Origin of the sequence: Streptomyces sp. ADI95-16 (assembly GCF_003721495.1) — a bacterium.
GTDB classification, from domain to species: domain Bacteria; phylum Actinomycetota; class Actinomycetes; order Streptomycetales; family Streptomycetaceae; genus Streptomyces; species Streptomyces goshikiensis.
The window spans coordinates 2,401,744-2,416,541 of the sequence record NZ_CP033581.1 but is presented as its reverse complement, the minus strand read 5'-3'; the positions used below and the strand labels follow the sequence as shown (position 1 = coordinate 2,416,541).

Annotated in this window: 16 protein-coding genes; 12 read left to right on the top strand and 4 right to left on the bottom strand. The window is 71.2% G+C overall.

Annotated features, from left to right (window positions below):
* Window positions 1–76: 76 nt before the first annotated feature.
* Complete coding sequence (locus EES41_RS10495; RefSeq protein WP_123077515.1) at window positions 77–1,198, top strand: amidohydrolase family protein; 1,122 nt, start codon at window positions 77–79, stop codon at window positions 1,196–1,198.
* A gap of 58 nt (window positions 1,199–1,256) precedes the next feature.
* Here EES41_RS10495 and EES41_RS10490 read toward each other — a convergent pair whose 3' ends face one another.
* The 4 genes from EES41_RS10490 to EES41_RS10475 form a co-directional block, all read right to left on the bottom strand.
* Window positions 1,257–2,231 carry a heme A synthase gene (locus EES41_RS10490; protein ID WP_123077513.1) on the bottom strand — a complete coding sequence of 325 codons (975 nt, stop codon included), beginning with the start codon at window positions 2,229–2,231 and terminating at the stop codon, window positions 1,257–1,259.
* Window positions 2,232–2,256: 25 nt separating this feature from the next.
* The gene (locus EES41_RS43810; protein ID WP_123077511.1) at window positions 2,257–3,426 is read right to left on the bottom strand and encodes a hypothetical protein; all 1,170 of its coding nucleotides are present in this window, start codon (window positions 3,424–3,426) and stop codon (window positions 2,257–2,259) included.
* Window positions 3,427–3,509: 83 nt separating this feature from the next.
* Window positions 3,510–4,295 carry an ABC transporter permease gene (locus EES41_RS10480; RefSeq protein WP_123077509.1) on the bottom strand — a complete coding sequence of 262 codons (786 nt, stop codon included), beginning with the start codon at window positions 4,293–4,295 and terminating at the stop codon, window positions 3,510–3,512.
* Entirely contained in the window at window positions 4,292–5,218 is a 927-nt protein-coding gene (locus tag EES41_RS10475) for an ABC transporter ATP-binding protein (RefSeq protein ID WP_123077507.1), read from the bottom strand. The genes EES41_RS10480 and EES41_RS10475 overlap by 4 nt, the downstream gene beginning before the upstream one ends.
* A gap of 338 nt (window positions 5,219–5,556) precedes the next feature.
* On the opposite strand from EES41_RS10475, the gene EES41_RS10470 reads away from it, so the two are divergent.
* The 11 genes from EES41_RS10470 (at window position 5,557) to EES41_RS10420 (ending at window position 14,602) form a co-directional block, all read left to right on the top strand.
* The gene (locus EES41_RS10470) at window positions 5,557–6,300 is read left to right on the top strand and encodes a metalloregulator ArsR/SmtB family transcription factor (protein WP_123077505.1); all 744 of its coding nucleotides are present in this window, start codon (window positions 5,557–5,559) and stop codon (window positions 6,298–6,300) included.
* Window positions 6,297–7,712 carry a Fe-S cluster assembly protein SufB gene (gene sufB / locus EES41_RS10465; protein WP_123077503.1) on the top strand — a complete coding sequence of 472 codons (1,416 nt, stop codon included), beginning with the start codon at window positions 6,297–6,299 and terminating at the stop codon, window positions 7,710–7,712. Before EES41_RS10470 ends, sufB begins: the two co-directional genes overlap by 4 nt.
* 78 nt (window positions 7,713–7,790) lie before the next feature.
* Window positions 7,791–8,969, top strand: a complete 1,179-nt coding sequence (sufD, locus tag EES41_RS10460; RefSeq protein ID WP_123077501.1) for a Fe-S cluster assembly protein SufD — start codon at window positions 7,791–7,793, stop codon at window positions 8,967–8,969.
* Window positions 8,969–9,286, top strand: coding sequence for a bifunctional 3-phenylpropionate/cinnamic acid dioxygenase ferredoxin subunit (locus tag EES41_RS10455; protein WP_037792859.1), 318 nt, complete (start codon window positions 8,969–8,971; stop codon window positions 9,284–9,286). The genes sufD and EES41_RS10455 overlap by 1 nt, the downstream gene beginning before the upstream one ends.
* Window positions 9,287–9,293: 7 nt before the next feature.
* The gene (gene sufC, locus EES41_RS10450; protein ID WP_123077499.1) at window positions 9,294–10,067 is read left to right on the top strand and encodes a Fe-S cluster assembly ATPase SufC; all 774 of its coding nucleotides are present in this window, start codon (window positions 9,294–9,296) and stop codon (window positions 10,065–10,067) included.
* Window positions 10,064–11,320 (top strand): cysteine desulfurase, encoded by a 1,257-nt coding sequence (locus tag EES41_RS10445; protein ID WP_123077498.1) that lies wholly within the window; start codon window positions 10,064–10,066, stop codon window positions 11,318–11,320. The genes sufC and EES41_RS10445 overlap by 4 nt, the downstream gene beginning before the upstream one ends.
* A gap of 28 nt (window positions 11,321–11,348) precedes the next feature.
* Entirely contained in the window at window positions 11,349–11,810 is a 462-nt protein-coding gene (gene sufU, locus EES41_RS10440; RefSeq protein WP_123077496.1) for a Fe-S cluster assembly sulfur transfer protein SufU, read from the top strand.
* Window positions 11,807–12,151: a metal-sulfur cluster assembly factor gene (locus EES41_RS10435; protein WP_008741046.1), complete on the top strand. Its 345-nt coding sequence runs from the start codon at window positions 11,807–11,809 to the stop codon at window positions 12,149–12,151. Before sufU ends, EES41_RS10435 begins: the two co-directional genes overlap by 4 nt.
* Before the next feature lie 162 nt (window positions 12,152–12,313).
* Window positions 12,314–13,666, top strand: coding sequence for a hypothetical protein (locus EES41_RS10430; protein ID WP_174261802.1), 1,353 nt, complete (start codon window positions 12,314–12,316; stop codon window positions 13,664–13,666).
* A 49-nt stretch (window positions 13,667–13,715) separates the two neighbouring features.
* On the top strand, window positions 13,716–14,039 hold the full coding sequence (locus EES41_RS10425) for a multidrug efflux SMR transporter (protein WP_037792856.1): 324 nt from the start codon (window positions 13,716–13,718) through the stop codon (window positions 14,037–14,039).
* Entirely contained in the window at window positions 14,039–14,602 is a 564-nt protein-coding gene (locus EES41_RS10420) for a TetR/AcrR family transcriptional regulator (RefSeq protein ID WP_123077492.1), read from the top strand. Before EES41_RS10425 ends, EES41_RS10420 begins: the two co-directional genes overlap by 1 nt.
* The last annotated feature ends 196 nt before the right edge of the window (window positions 14,603–14,798 follow it).

Below are 14,798 nucleotides of genomic sequence, written 5' to 3'. Positions count from 1 at the left end.
GAGCAACACCTCACACCCCGCTTTCTCGTTAGGACGTGTGGAAGCCCCTTCCTCACGTCCGCAACGGGATGCCCGGATGATCGAAACGCCGTCCCTGGTGGACCAGTACTGCCACGGAGTGCTCCGTACGGAGCTGGGACTCGGCACCTTCGAGGCCCAGCTGATCCCCTCGGCCGGCCCGCCCGCCGCCGGGACCACCTTCTTCGACACCCAGACCGGCTTCGCCGTGCGCCGCTGGTGCCCGCCGCTGCTGGGGCTGGAGCCCCACTGCGAGCCCGCCCGCTATCTGGCCCGGCGGCGCGAGCTCGGCGTGATCGAATCCGGGCGGCTGCTGCTGCGCGGCTCCGGGATCGGCACCTTCCTGGTCGACACCGGGGAACCGGGGGACCTCACGGAGCCCGAGGAACTGGCCCGCGCCGGGAACGCCGAGGCGCATGAACTCGTACGGCTGGAGTTGCTGGCCGAGCAGATCGCGGACACCTCCGGGACGGTCGGCGCGTTCCTGGCCAACCTCTCCGGGGCCGTCCACCACGCCGCGGCGGGGGCCGTCGCCTTCACCTGTGGCGCCGACGCGGGGTACTCCGCCGCCCTCGCGCCCGAACCGCCCGGTCCCGGCGAGGTGCGCGGGGCCGCCGGGCGGTGGCTGGCCGGGCGGGTCAAGGGCGGGGCGGTACGGGACCCCGTACTCCTGAGGCACCTGCTGTGGAGCGCGGTGGCTTCGGGGCTGCCGCTCCAGTTGCACACCGGCGCGGGGCGGCCGGGGCCGGGGGCGCGGCCGGAGCCGGGCGGTCCGGTGCGGCTGACGGAGTTCGTACGGGCCACCGCGGGCCTGGGCACGCGGCTGGTACTGCTCGGCGGCCACCCGTACCACCGCCAGAGCGCGCGGCTCGCGGCCGGCTTCCCGCACGTGTACGCCGATCTCGGCGTGGCCCTCGCGCACACCGGGGCGCGGGCGGCGGGGGTACTGGCCGAGCTGCTGGAGCTCGCGCCCTTCGGGAAGCTGCTGTTCTCCAGCGGCGGGCGGCGGCTGCCGGAACTGCACGCGGTCGGCGCCCTGGTGTTCCGGGAGGCGCTGAGCCGGGTGCTGGGCGGCTGGGTCGGCGACGGGGCCTGGTCCTGGCGGGACGCCGACCGGGTGGCGGCGATGCTCGCGGCAGGCAACGCCCGCCGGGTCTACCGGCTGGACGAGCGCGACTGAGCGGGCCGGCCCCTCGCGGGCCCGCCCGCGTCCGCGCCGTCCGCTCCCTGCGCGCCGGTCAGACCGTGGAGAGCTTCGCGTCGTCGAGCGCCGGGGCGGGGGCCGCCAGCGGGTCCGCGGTCCGCTCGCGCAGGCTCAGCGCGACCCGGAGGACGGCGATCCACACCAGGCAGGAGCCGAGCATGTGGGCCGCGACCAGCGCCTCGGGCACCTGGGTGAAGTACTGGACGTAGCCGATGGCGCCCTGGGCGAGCAGGACGACCAGCAGGTCACGGGCGCGCGCCCGGGTGTCGACCGGGGCGTCCACCACGCGCAGCACCAGCCACATCGCCACGGCGAGCGCGCACACCAGCCAGGCGGAGACGGCGTGCACATGGGCGGTGGCCGACCAGTCGAAGGGCATCCGCTTGATCTCGCTGCGGTCGCCGGCGTGCGGACCGGAACCGGTGACCACCGTGCCCGCCGCGATCAGGACCACGGTGGTGACGATCAGCGCCCAGGAAAGCTTGCGTACCGGACCGGGCACGCGCGGCCGGGGGGCGTCGTCGCCCTCGCGGGTGCGCTGCCAGGTGATGGTGGTGACGGCGATCAGCGAGGTGGCGAGCAGGAAGTGCCCGGCCACGCTGTACGGGTTGAGCCCCGTCAGGACGGTGATGCCCCCGAGGACGGCGTTGCCCATCACGAGGAAGAACTGGGTCCAGCCGAGCCGGGTCAGCGAACGGCGCCAGGGCTTGGCCGAGCGGGCCGCGACGATGCCCCAGCCGACGGCCGCGCACAGTACGTACGTCAGCATCCGGTTGGTGAACTCGACGGCCCCGTGGAAGCCCTGCTCCTGGGTCACGATCAGGCTGTCGTCAGTGCACTTGGGCCAGGTGTCGCAGCCGAGACCGGATCCGGTCAGCCGCACCGCACCGCCGGTGACGACGATGGCCACGCTCATCAGGAGCGCGGCGAACGCGGCCCGCTGGACGATCCGGGGTGACGGGGTCCAGCGGCTGGCGATGTATGCGAGGGGGTTCAACACGGCGCCCATCGTAATCGGCGCCTTGTGCAAAGTTTCACGAGGGGGTCGGCGCGGGAGCGTCGCGGCCGGTGCCGGGGTCGCTTCCGGGGTCGGCGTCGGGGCCGATGACCCGCCGGAACACGGCGCCCGCCGGGTCGCCCTCCTGCTGCCACCAGATGCCGAGCCGCCAGTGGCCGCCCTCGCCGGGGTGGTCCGGGGAGGCCGCGAACCCCTTCAGCAGTTCGCCCGCCACCTCCCGCGCCGAGCCGCCCCGCACCTCCGCCGCGCTGTGCCAGGGATGCTCCAGCGTGTTCCACAGCCCGTCGGGACCCCGTACGTCGACCCGCCACACCGCGAGCCAGGAGGTGACCTCCAGCATCGTGGCCACCTGGTCGGCGCCCAGGCGCAGCCGCCCGGCGATCTCCGGCTCGGGCACCCCGCGGATCCGGGCACCCACCACGGCCTGCGGCAGCAGCCGTTCGGGCAGCAGCCCCTCGGAGCGCAGTCTGACCAGCGCGTCGAAGTCGAGGTAGCGCAGCCGCAGCTCCAGCTGCCGCCCGATGTGGTCGAGGGCGTCCTCCGCCTCCGGGGACTCCTCGGAGCCGGGGTGCGTGAGCAGCAGCGAGCGGAAATCGGCCTCCGCGTCCACCGCCCAGGCCACCGCGTCGGTCGCGAGGCCCAGCTCCGCCAGCCGGTCGCCGAGGAAGACCTTGGCCTGCGCGAGGCCCCGCCGGTTGACCGGGTCGTGCTGGTCCAGGGACTGCCAGAGGGCCACGGCCGCGCGGGTCACGTCCCGGGCGCGCTCGCCGGCCGCCCGCTCCATGGCGCTCGGCCCCTCCTCGGAGGCCCGGCCCAGCGGGTGCCGGGGCAGCCGGTCCGCGTCGCTGAGGGGCCAGGCCAGCCAGACGCCCTGGTTGATCAGACCCCGCGCGTACCAGCGGGCGAACTCCGGGGAGTACGGGGCCGCGCGCTCGGAGCTGCGCAGCGCCTCCTCGATCGTGGCGAGGGCGCCGCCGCGGTCCCCGGCGGCGAAGCGCAGCGCGGCCTGGTCGGCGAGCCGCAGCCCCAGCCGCGCCACGCACTCGGGGTCCTCGGGCAGCGACCGCAGGGCGGTGATCAGCTCTCCGAGCAGCCGGTCGCGCTCACCGGGTTCGGTGTGCGCCGCGCCCGAGCGGATGTGTGCCCACTGTCCGTCCAGCCGTAGAACGGCTTCCCGCTGCGCCATACCCGCCCCCCGGCTTCGTGGTCGTCCACCTCAGAGGTGGAGGCGTCCATAGTCGCGGGAAGGCGGACCCCAGCGGAAGGGATTCACTCCCAGCGGAAGAACCGCGCCGCGGCGCCCAGGCCGAGTACGGCCCAGCCGGCCAGCACGGCCACGTCGCCCCACGGCAGCGAAGCCCCCTGCTGGAGCACCTCGCGCAGCCCGTCGGACAGCGCCGAGATGGGCAGCAGCCCCAGTACGGACTGCACCGCCGCGGGGAACTTGTCCAGCGGCACGATCACCCCGCCGCCCACCAGCAGCAGCAGGAAGACCAGGTTGGCGGCGGCCAGGGTGGCCTCGGCCTTGAGGGTGCCCGCCATCAGCAGCCCGAGCCCGGAGAAGGCGGCGGTCCCGAGCAGGATCAGCATGGCGACCGACAGCGGGTTCCCCTGCGGGGACCAGCCCAGCGCGAGGGCGATCACCGTCAGCAGCGCGATCTGCAGCACCTCGGTGACCAGCACCGACAGGGTCTTGGCGGACATCAGTGCCCAGCGCGGCAGCGGGGAGGCGCCGAGCCGCTTGAGCACCCCGTAGCGCCGGTCGAAGCCGGTGGCGATGGCCTGGCCGGTGAAGGCGGTGGACATCACGGCGAGGGCGAGGACGCCGGGGGCGAGGAAGTCCACGGGCTCCTGCGCGGCGCTCCCCTCGCGCACGGGCACGGTGATGATGTCGACGGTGGAGAACAGCACCAGCAGCAGCGCCGGGATGATCACGGTGAGCAGCAGCTGCTCCCCGTTGCGCAGCAGCATCCGGGTTTCCAGAGCCGTCTGCGCGAGGATCATGCGGGACACGGGCGCGGCCCCCGCGGCGGGGGTGAACGTACCGGCGCTCATGCGCGCAGCTCCTTACCGGTGAGTTCGAGGAAGACGTCTTCGAGGGTGTGCCGTTCCACCGCGAGGCTGTCCGGCATCACCCCGTGCTGGGCGCACCAGGAGGCGACGGTGGCCAGCAGCTGCGGGTGCACGTCGCCGGTGACCCGGTAGACGCCGGCGGTGAGCTCGGCCGCCTCGGTGCCGTCGGGCAGGGCCTTCAGCAGCGAGGCGAGGTCGAGCGAGGGGCGGCCGGTGAAGCGCAGGGTGTTCTCGGCGCCGCCCCGGCAGAGCTGCTCGGGGGTGCCGTGGGCGATGACCCGGCCGGTGTCGATGATCGCGACCTCGTCGGCGAGCTGCTCGGCCTCGTCCATGTGGTGGGTGGTGAGGACGACGGACACCCCGTCGGCGCGCAGCTCCCGTACGAGCTCCCAGGTGCCGCGGCGGGCCTGCGGGTCGAGGCCGGCGGTCGGCTCGTCCAGGAAGACCAGCTCGGGGCGGCCGACGACGGCCATGGCGAGGGCCAGGCGCTGCTGCTGCCCGCCGGAGAGCCTGCGGTAGACGGTGCGGCCGCAGCTGCCGAGTCCGAGGCGTTCCACCAGGGTGTCCACGTCGAGCGGGTTGGCGTACAGCTTGGCCATGTGGCGGAGCATCTCGACGGCGCGGGCGCCGGAGTAGACCCCGCCGGACTGGAGCATCACGCCGATCCGCGGGCGCAGGTCCTCGGCCTGGGCGACGGGGTCGAGGCCGAGGACGCGGACGGTGCCGGCGTCGGGGCGGTGGTAGCCCTCGCACGTTTCGACGGTGGTGGTCTTGCCCGCGCCGTTGGGGCCGAGGACCGCGGTGACCGATGCGGTGCGGACGGTGAGGTCCAGGCCGTCCACCGCGGTTTTGGGGCCGTACCGCTTCACCAGTCCGCGGATCTCCACGGCGGGGTCGTTGCTCATGCGGGTGAGTCTACGGAGAGCCGGAAGAGGGCCTGGATCCCGGGTGCCGAGCCTCTTTTCCGTCGGATGGCCCTGGTGGAGCCGGTCGGTTTCCGTGACATTTTCCGAAGGTGATGTTCATGCCGGTCAGGCCCCCGGCGGCCGGGGGATTGCTGGTGGGAGGCATTTCGCGGAGTATTCGAGGGCCGGAGCAAGCGCGGAATGCTGGCCGCCGTTTAACTCTGCGTGGATAAATTAGGTAACCCTTAGTGATGGATGCCACCAGGAGTGGCGTCGGTCACGGCTTGTCGGCACTCGACTAATTACGCAACAATGGCGTTGTGAAATACGGCGAACGGATGATCGAGACCCCCCAGGGGGAACTCGCTACCGGGGAGCGGTCCACCCGCAACCGGGTGGCGCGCTCCATCCTGGACCACGGGCCGTCCACCGTCGCCGACCTCGCCGCGCGTCTCGGCCTCACCCAGGCCGCCGTCCGCCGCCACCTCGACACGCTCGTCGCCGACGACGTGGTCGAAGCCCGTGAGCAGCGCGTCTACGGCGCGCGTACCCGGGGTCGGCCCGCCAAGGTCTTCGCGCTGACCGACTGCGGCCGCGACGCGTTCGACCAGTCCTACGACTCGCTCGCGGCGGACGCCATGCGCTGGATCGCGCAGAGCGCCGGCGGCGGGGAGCGGGGCGAGGCCGCAGTGGCCGCCTTCGCCAGGGCGCGGATGGACGCGCAGGCCGAGACCTACCGGGAGAGCCTCGAAGCGGCGCCCCCCGCGGAGCGCGCCGAGGCCCTTGCCAAGGCGTTGACCGCGGACGGGTACGCTGCTACGGCGAAGAGCGCTCCCGGTCCGCACAGCGGAGAACAGCTCTGCCAGCACCACTGCCCGGTCGCACACGTCGCCGAGCAGTTCCCGCAGCTCTGCGAGGCGGAGACCGAGGTCTTCTCCCGCCTGCTCGGGACGCATGTGCAGCGCCTCGCCACCATCGCCCACGGCGACGGAGTGTGCACGACGTTCATTCCGCGAGGCGCTGGCGCCACACAGACCGACACATCAGCATCTGCAAGTACGGCCGGGAGGAACCCCGCATGACCACGGAGACTGCTCACCCTGAGCTCGATGGCCTGGGCACCTACGAATACGGCTGGGCCGACTCCGACGCGGCCGGCGCCGCTGCGAAGCGTGGCCTGTCGGAGGACGTAGTCCGGGACATTTCGGCGAAGAAGAACGAGCCCGAGTGGATGCTGAAGCTCCGCCTCAAGGGCCTGAAGCTCTTCGCCAAGAAGCCCATGCCGACCTGGGGCTCCGACCTCTCCGGCATCGACTTCGACAACATCAAGTACTTCGTGCGCTCCACCGAGAAGCAGGCCGCTTCCTGGGAGGACCTGCCCGAGGACATCAAGAACACGTACGACAAGCTCGGCATCCCCGAGGCGGAGAAGCAGCGCCTCGTCGCCGGTGTCGCGGCCCAGTACGAGTCCGAGGTCGTCTACCACCAGATCCGCGAGGACCTGGAGGAGCAGGGCGTCATCTTCCTCGACACGGACACCGCGCTGAAGGAGCACCCGGAGCTCTTCCAGGAGTACTTCGGCACGGTCATCCCGGTCGGCGACAACAAGTTCGCGTCGCTGAACACCGCCGTGTGGTCGGGCGGCTCGTTCATCTACGTCCCCAAGGGCGTCAAGGTCGACATCCCGCTCCAGGCCTACTTCCGCATCAACACGGAGAACATGGGCCAGTTCGAGCGGACGCTGATCATCGTCGACGAGGACGCGTACGTCCACTACGTCGAGGGCTGCACCGCCCCGATCTACTCCTCGGACTCGCTGCACAGCGCCGTGGTCGAGATCATCGTGAAGAAGGGCGGCCGCTGCCGCTACACGACGATCCAGAACTGGTCGAACAACGTCTACAACCTGGTCACCAAGCGCGCCGTGGCGTACGAGGGCGCGACCATGGAGTGGGTCGACGGCAACATCGGTTCCAAGGTCACCATGAAGTACCCGGCCGTCTACCTGATGGGCGAGCACGCCAAGGGCGAGACCCTGTCCATCGCCTTCGCGGGCGAGGGCCAGCACCAGGACGCCGGCTCCAAGATGGTCCACATGGCGCCGAACACCTCCTCGAACATCGTCTCCAAGTCGGTGGCGCGAGGCGGCGGCCGCACCTCGTACCGAGGCCTGGTCGAGATCGGCGAGGGCGCGCACGGCTCCAAGTCCAACGTGCTGTGTGACGCGCTCCTGGTCGACACCATCTCCCGCTCGGACACGTACCCCTACGTGGACGTCCGCGAGGACGACGTGTCCATGGGCCACGAGGCGACCGTCTCCAAGGTCTCGGACGACCAGCTCTTCTACCTGATGAGCCGCGGCATGACCGAGTTCGAGGCCATGGCCATGATCGTGCGCGGGTTCGTCGAGCCCATCGCGCGCGAGCTGCCCATGGAGTACGCCCTGGAGCTGAACCGGCTGATCGAGCTGCAGATGGAGGGCTCGGTCGGTTAGTCCCGACCGGCCGTCCGGACTTCGCAACATTCTTTGACGCAGGCAGTTCTTTTTAAGAGAGCGAGCAACACGACAGCCATGGCTGAGGCTCAGAACATTCCGGTGGGTTCGACCACCGCCGGCTCGATCGCGGTGGCCGCAGAGTCCACCGTCGCCACCCGGATGAGCGCGCCGCCGTCCTTCGACGTGGCGGACTTCCCCGTGCCGCACGGCCGCGAGGAGGAGTGGCGGTTCACCCCGCTCGCCCGCCTGCGTGGTCTGCACGACGGCACCGCGGTCGCCGACGGCAGCATGAAGGCCCAGATCGACGCGCCGGAGGGCGTCACGATCGAGTCCGTCGAGCGCGACGACGCCCGCATCGGCAAGGCCGGCACCCCGGTGGACCGGGTCGCCGCCCAGGCGTTCACGTCCTTCGCCAAGGCCACGGTCGTCACCGTGCCCAAGGAGGCCGTCCTGACCGAGCCGGTGCGCGTCTCGCTGCACGGCGAGGGAGGCACGACCTTCGGCCACACCGTCTTCGACGTGCAGGCCTTCGCCGAGGCCGTCATCGTCATCGACCACACCGGTGACGGCGTCCGCGCCGCCAACGTGGAGTTCCTGGTCGGCGACGGCGCCAAGCTCACCGTCGTGTCCGTGCAGGACTGGGACGACACCGCCGTCCACTGCTCCCAGCACAACACGCTGATCGGCCGGGACGCCTCGTTCAAGTCGGTCGTCGTCACCTTCGGCGGCGACGTCGTCCGCCTGCACCCGCGGATCAGCTACGCGGGCCCCGGCGGCCAGGCCGAGCTCTTCGGCCTGTACTTCACGGACGCCGGCCAGCACCAGGAGCACCGCCTCCTCGTCACGCACGACGCCCCGCACTGCACGTCGAACGTGGTCTACAAGGGCGCGCTCCAGGGCGAGGGCGCCCACGCGGTCTGGATCGGTGACGTGCTCATCGAGAAGAGCGCCGAGGGCACCGACACCTACGAGATGAACCGCAACCTCGTCCTCACGGACGGCGCGCGGGTCGACTCGGTGCCGAACCTGGAGATCGAGACCGGCGAGATCGTCGGCGCCGGCCACGCCTCCGCCACCGGCCGCTTCGACGACGAGCAGCTCTTCTACCTCCAGGCCCGCGGCATCCCGGCCGAAGAGGCGCGCCGCCTCGTCGTGCGCGGCTTCTTCGCGGAGCTCGTGCAGCAGATCGGTGTCGCGGACATCGAGGAGCGGCTGCTCGCGAAGATCGAGACCGAGCTGCAGGCGTCCGTCTGATGACCTACGTCAAGGCCTGTGCGCTGAGCGAGCTGGAGGAGGGCACACCCAAGCGGGTGGAGCTCGACGGCACGCCGGTGTCCATCGTCTCCACCGAGGGGGAGGTGTTCGCGATCAACGACATCTGCTCGCACGCGAACGTCTCGCTCTCGGAGGGCGAGGTCGAGGACTGCATGATCGAGTGCTGGCTGCACGGGTCGGCCTTCGACCTGCGCACCGGCAAGCCCTCGGGCCTGCCCGCGACGCGCCCCGTACCCGTATACCCCGTAAAGATCGAAGGGGACGACGTGCTCGTCTCCCTCACCCAGGAGTCCTGAGGTATCCATGGCAACGCTTGAAATCCACGACCTGCACGTCTCCGTCGAGACCGGCGACTCGGCGACCGGCGCCCGCGAGATCCTCAAGGGCGTCGACCTCACCGTCAAGCAGGGTGAGACGCACGCCATCATGGGTCCGAACGGCTCCGGCAAGTCCACCCTGGCCTACTCCCTCGCCGGTCACCCGAAGTACACCATCACCGGTGGCACCGTGACCCTCGACGGCGAGAACGTCCTGGAGATGTCCGTCGACGAGCGCGCCCGCGCCGGCGTCTTCCTCGCCATGCAGTACCCGGTCGAGGTCCCCGGCGTCTCGGTCTCCAACTTCCTGCGCACGTCGGCCACCGCCATCCGCGGCGAGGCGCCGAAGCTGCGCACCTGGGTGAAGGAGGTCAAGTCCGCGATGGAGCAGCTCCACATGGACCCGGCCTTCGCCGAGCGCAACGTCAACGAGGGCTTCTCCGGCGGCGAGAAGAAGCGCCACGAGATCCTCCAGCTGGAGCTCCTCAAGCCGAAGATCGCGATCCTCGACGAGACGGACTCCGGTCTGGACGTCGACGCCCTGCGCATCGTCTCCGAGGGCGTCAACCGCGTCCGCGAGACCGGTGAGGTCGGCACCCTGCTGATCACCCACTACACGCGCATCCTGCGCTACATCAAGCCCGACTTCGTGCACGTGTTCGCGAACGGCCGCATCGCCGAGTCCGGTGGCGCCGAGCTCGCCGACCAGCTGGAGGCCGAGGGTTACGACAAGTACGTGAAGGGTGGCGCGACCGCGTGACACAGCTGCCTGGCCTCCTCGACATCGAGGCGATCCGCAAGGACTTCCCCCTTCTGGATCGTGTGGTCCACGACGGGAAGAAGATCGTTTACCTGGACAACGCGGCGACCTCGCAGAAGCCGCGCCAGGTGCTCGACGCGCTGAACGAGTACTACGAGCGGCACAACGCCAACGTGCACCGTGGCGTCCACGTGCTCGCGGAGGAGGCCACGGCGCTGTACGAGGGCGCCCGCGACAAGGTCGCCGCCTTCATCAACGCGCCGAGCCGCGACGAGGTGATCTTCACCAAGAACGCCTCGGAGTCGCTCAACCTGGTCGCGAACATGCTCGGCTGGGCGGACGAGCCCTACCGGGTCGACCACGAGACCGAGATCGCCATCACGGAGATGGAGCACCACTCCAACATCGTGCCGTGGCAGCTGCTCTCGCAGCGCACCGGCGCGAAGCTGAAGTGGTTCGGCCTCACCGACGACGGCCGGCTCGACCTGTCCAACATCGAAGAGGTCATCACGGAGAAGACGAAGATCGTCTCCTTCACGCTGGTCTCCAACATCATGGGCACGGTCAACCCCGTGGACGCGATCGTCCGGCGGGCGCAGGAGGTCGGCGCGCTGGTGCTGATCGACGCCTCGCAGGCCGCCCCGCACATGCCGCTGGACGTCCAGGCGCTCGGCGCCGACTTCGTGGCCTTCACCGGTCACAAGATGTGCGGCCCGACCGGCATCGGCGTCCTGTGGGGCCGCCAGGAGCTGCTTGAGGACCTGCCGCCCTTCCTGGGCGGCGGCGAGATGATCGAAACCGTCTCGATGCACTCCTCGACCTACGCCCCGGCGCCGCACAAGTTCGAGGCCGGTACGCCCCCGATCGCCCAGGCCGTCGGCCTCGGCGCGGCCGTGGACTACCTCACCTCGATCGGCATGGACAAGATCGCCGCGCACGAGCACGCGATCACCGAGTACGCGGTGGGGCGCCTCCTGGAGGTGCCGGACCTGCGGATCATCGGCCCGACCACGGCCGAGGACCGCGGCGCCGCGATCTCGTTCACGCTCGGTGACATCCACCCGCACGATGTCGGTCAGGTCCTGGACGAGCAGGGCATCGCGGTCCGCGTGGGACACCACTGCGCGCGCCCGGTCTGCCTGCGGTACGGAATTCCCGCGACCACGCGGGCGTCTTTCTACCTGTACTCCTCTCCGGCCGAGGTCGACGCACTGATCGACGGGCTGGAGCACGTACGGAACTTCTTCGGCTGACGAGGGCGACGAGGACTACGAGGACGCTGTGAAGCTGGATTCGATGTACCAGGAACTGATCCTGGACCACTACAAGCACCCCCACGGGCGTGGCCTGCGCGACGGCGACGCCGAGGTGCACCACGTCAACCCGACCTGCGGCGATGAGATCACGCTGCGCGTGAAGTACGACGGCGAGACGCTCACCGACGTCTCGTACGAGGGCCAGGGCTGCTCCATCAGCCAGGCCAGCGCGTCCGTGCTGAACGAGCTGCTCGTCGGCAAGGAGCTGGCCGAGGCGCAGAAGATCCAGGCCGTGTTCCTGGAGCTGATGCAGTCCAAGGGCAAGGTCGAGCCGGACGAGGAGATGGAGGAGGTGCTGGAGGACGCGATCGCGTTCGCCGGCGTCTCCAAGTATCCGGCGCGCGTGAAGTGTGCTCTGCTGAGTTGGATGGCGTGGAAGGACGCGACCGCCCAGGTGCTGGGCGGCGCGGAGAGGAAGACGGTATGACCGACAACGCGACGCCCGAGGCGTCCATCAAGCCGGCCACCGAGGAGGAGGTCCGCGAGGCCCTCTACGACGTGGTCGACCCCGAGCTGGGCATCGACGTCGTCAACCTGGGCCTGATCTACGGCATCCACGTCGACGACGCGAACATCGCCACCCTCGACATGACGCTGACCTCGGCGGCCTGCCCGCTGACCGACGTCATCGAGGACCAGGCGAAGTCGGCGACGGACGGCATCGTCAACGAACTTCGCATCAACTGGGTCTGGATGCCCCCGTGGGGCCCGGACAAGATCACGGACGACGGCCGTGAGCAGCTGCGCGCGCTCGGCTTCAACGTCTGAGTCACCCCGCTCCAGGAAGGGCCCCCGGCACTGTGCCGGGGGCCCTTCCTGCTGTTCGCCCGGCGGACGGGCGGCGTGCACCGGGAGTTGGCCACGGTGGCCGAATCTTCTCGACGGCCGCTCGGGCCGGGTCGATTCGTGGAGGACATCGTGAAGAAGCAGCTGGGGATCGCCGCGATCGCGGGACTCGTGCTCGCCGGGTTGAACCTGCCGGCGCACGCGGCGAGTTACGGGACGCCGACCATCGCGCTGTCGGCCGGGTACCTCTCCGGCGCCGTGGGCGCGGTCGGGGACCCCACGGTGGACGTGACCGTGGCCCAGAGCGGGGCCGACGTCTCGGCGCTGACCGTCAGCGCGTCCGCGTCGAGCAAGGCCTCGGTCGCCGGGACCGGGGACGTGAGCGTCACCGGGACCGGGGCGGTGCGCCGCCTGGCCGTCACGGCGCGCGGGCGCGGCTACACGAACCTCACCGTCAAGGTGACCGGGCTCGGTGGCAAGACCGCCACCAAGACGCTGTCGTACGCGGCGTCCGGCGCCGTCCAGAACCCGGCCGACGCGCGCTACCTCACCGGGTCCGCGGACGCGTCGGCCGCCGTGGACGTGGGCGGCGGGTACGCGGTCGTCGCGGACGACGAGTCCAACGTGCTGCGGCTGTACGACCGGTCCGGCTCGGGCGCGCCGGTGAAGACCTGGGACTTCAGTTCGCAGCTCGGGGTCGCCAAGGAGGTCGACATCGAGGGCGGAACCCGGATCGGCGACACCGTCTACTGGACGGGCTCGCTCGGCAACAACAAGGACGGCGAGTACAAGGCGCCCCGGAACACGGTGTTCACCACCACGGTGAGCGGATCGGGGCCGGCGACGCAGCTCGGGTACGGGCGTTCGTACAAGAAGCTCCGCGACGACCTGGTCGCCTGGGACAGGGCGAACGGCGACCGCTACGGCTTCGCGGCGGGAACGGCGGACGGCGAGGCGCCGAAGCAGATCGACGGGTTCAACGTGGAGGGGCTGGAGTTCGCGCCCGGCTCGACGACCACGGCCTACCTGGGCTTCCGGGCCCCGCTCGCGCCGGCGGTGGCGGGCGGCAAGGCGCTGATCGTGCCGGTGACCAACTTCGACAAGGTGCTCTCCAGCGGGACCAAGGCCGCCTTCGGGGCGGGCATCGAGCTGGACCTCGGCGGGCTCGCCATCCGCGACCTGCGCAAGAACGCGGCCGGGCAGTACCTGATCCTCGCCGGATCCTGGGCCGCGGACGACAACAGCGACCCGTACGCGCTGTACGCGTGGGACGGGGTCGCCGGGCACGCCCCGGTCAAGCGGGCGGACCTGCCGACGACCGACCCGGGCGGCTGGGAGGCCATCGTGGACGTGCCGGACCTGACGGCCGCGGGCGCGCGGGTGCAGCTGATCACGGACAGCGGCTCGGCGGACCTGTACGGGGACGGGACCGAGGCGAAGGACCTCACGCACGCGGAGTGGAAGAAGGCCCGCTCGGCCTGGTTCACGATCGGCTGACGCCGGTGGCTGTGTACGCCCGTACACAGCGATGTGTACTCTTGTACGCATGCCTCCTTACGTACTTCTCGCCGCGGCCATCGCCGCCGAGGTCGCCGGTACCACCGCCATGAAGTACAGCGACGGCTTCTCGAAGCTGTGGCCGTCGCTGGTGACGGTGGCCGGTTACCTCATCGCCTTCACGCTGCTCGCGCAGACGCTGAAGACCATGTCGGTCGGTACCGCGTACGCCATATGGGCGGGGGTCGGGACCGCCGCCATCGCCGCGATCGGCATGCTCTTCATGGGGGAGGCGGCCACGGCGGCCAAGATCGCGGGGCTGGTGCTGGTCGTCGCCGGGGTGGTCCTGCTGAACCTCGGGGGCGCGCACTGATGGCGGGCGCGGGCGCCGGGCCGGCCGCCGGTGGGCGCCGGTACGACCCGGAGCGGCGGCAGCGGATCATCGACGCGGCGATCCGGGTGGTCGGCGCGAAGGGCATCGCGGGGCTGAGCCACCGGAGCGTGGCGGCGGAGGCGGATGTCCCGCTGGGCTCGACGACGTACCACTTCAAGACCCTGGACGAGCTGCTGGTGGCCGCGCTGCGACAGGCGAACCAGGCGTTCACGGTGACGCTGCCCGCCGCCCCCACCCCCGCCGGGGACCTGGCGGGCTCCCTGGCGCGGCTGCTGGGCGGCCTGCTGGCCGCGGACCGGGGGCGGGTGGAGCTGGAGTACGAGCTCTACCTCGCCGCGCTGCGGCGGCCGGCGCTGCGGCCGGTTGCGGCGGAGTGGTACGAGGCGGTGGCGACCGCCCTCGCGCCGTGGACGGACCCCGTGACGGCGCGGGCCCTGGTGGCGGTCATGGACGGCATCTGCCTCCAGGTCCTCCTGACGGACACCCCGTACGACGAGCCGTACGCCCGCGAGGTCCTCGCCCGGGTCCTGCGGGAGGGCTGACCCCGTCGCCGGCGCCGACGGCGGCCATGCCCGCGCGGCGCCCTCGCCGGGGGAGCTCGCCCCGCGCCCCCGGGCCCTGTCGGCACTGCGGCGATGCCCGCGCGGCGCCCTCGCCGGGGAGCTCGCCCCCGCGCCCCCGGGCCTTGTCGGCACTGTGGCGCGCCCGGCCCGCATCGCCCGGCGCCGCGGGCCCGAC

Bases quoted from the DNA above. Each gene is read 5' to 3' on its own strand.
- EES41_RS10495 (WP_123077515.1), top strand. From the start codon at position 77: ATGATCGAAACGCCGTCCCTGGTGGACCAGTACTGCCACGGAGTGCTC.
- EES41_RS10490 (WP_123077513.1), bottom strand. From the start codon at position 2,231: ATGGGCGCCGTGTTGAACCCCCTCGCATACATCGCCAGCCGCTGGACC.
- EES41_RS43810 (WP_123077511.1), bottom strand. From the start codon at position 3,426: ATGGCGCAGCGGGAAGCCGTTCTACGGCTGGACGGACAGTGGGCACAC.
- EES41_RS10480 (WP_123077509.1), bottom strand. From the start codon at position 4,295: ATGAGCGCCGGTACGTTCACCCCCGCCGCGGGGGCCGCGCCCGTGTCC.
- EES41_RS10475 (WP_123077507.1), bottom strand. From the start codon at position 5,218: ATGAGCAACGACCCCGCCGTGGAGATCCGCGGACTGGTGAAGCGGTAC.
- EES41_RS10470 (WP_123077505.1), top strand. From the start codon at position 5,557: ATGATCGAGACCCCCCAGGGGGAACTCGCTACCGGGGAGCGGTCCACC.
- sufB (WP_123077503.1), top strand. From the start codon at position 6,297: ATGACCACGGAGACTGCTCACCCTGAGCTCGATGGCCTGGGCACCTAC.
- sufD (WP_123077501.1), top strand. From the start codon at position 7,791: ATGGCTGAGGCTCAGAACATTCCGGTGGGTTCGACCACCGCCGGCTCG.
- EES41_RS10455 (WP_037792859.1), top strand. From the start codon at position 8,969: ATGACCTACGTCAAGGCCTGTGCGCTGAGCGAGCTGGAGGAGGGCACA.
- sufC (WP_123077499.1), top strand. From the start codon at position 9,294: ATGGCAACGCTTGAAATCCACGACCTGCACGTCTCCGTCGAGACCGGC.
- EES41_RS10435 (WP_008741046.1), top strand. From the start codon at position 11,807: ATGACCGACAACGCGACGCCCGAGGCGTCCATCAAGCCGGCCACCGAG.
- EES41_RS10425 (WP_037792856.1), top strand. From the start codon at position 13,716: ATGCCTCCTTACGTACTTCTCGCCGCGGCCATCGCCGCCGAGGTCGCC.
- EES41_RS10420 (WP_123077492.1), top strand. From the start codon at position 14,039: ATGGCGGGCGCGGGCGCCGGGCCGGCCGCCGGTGGGCGCCGGTACGAC.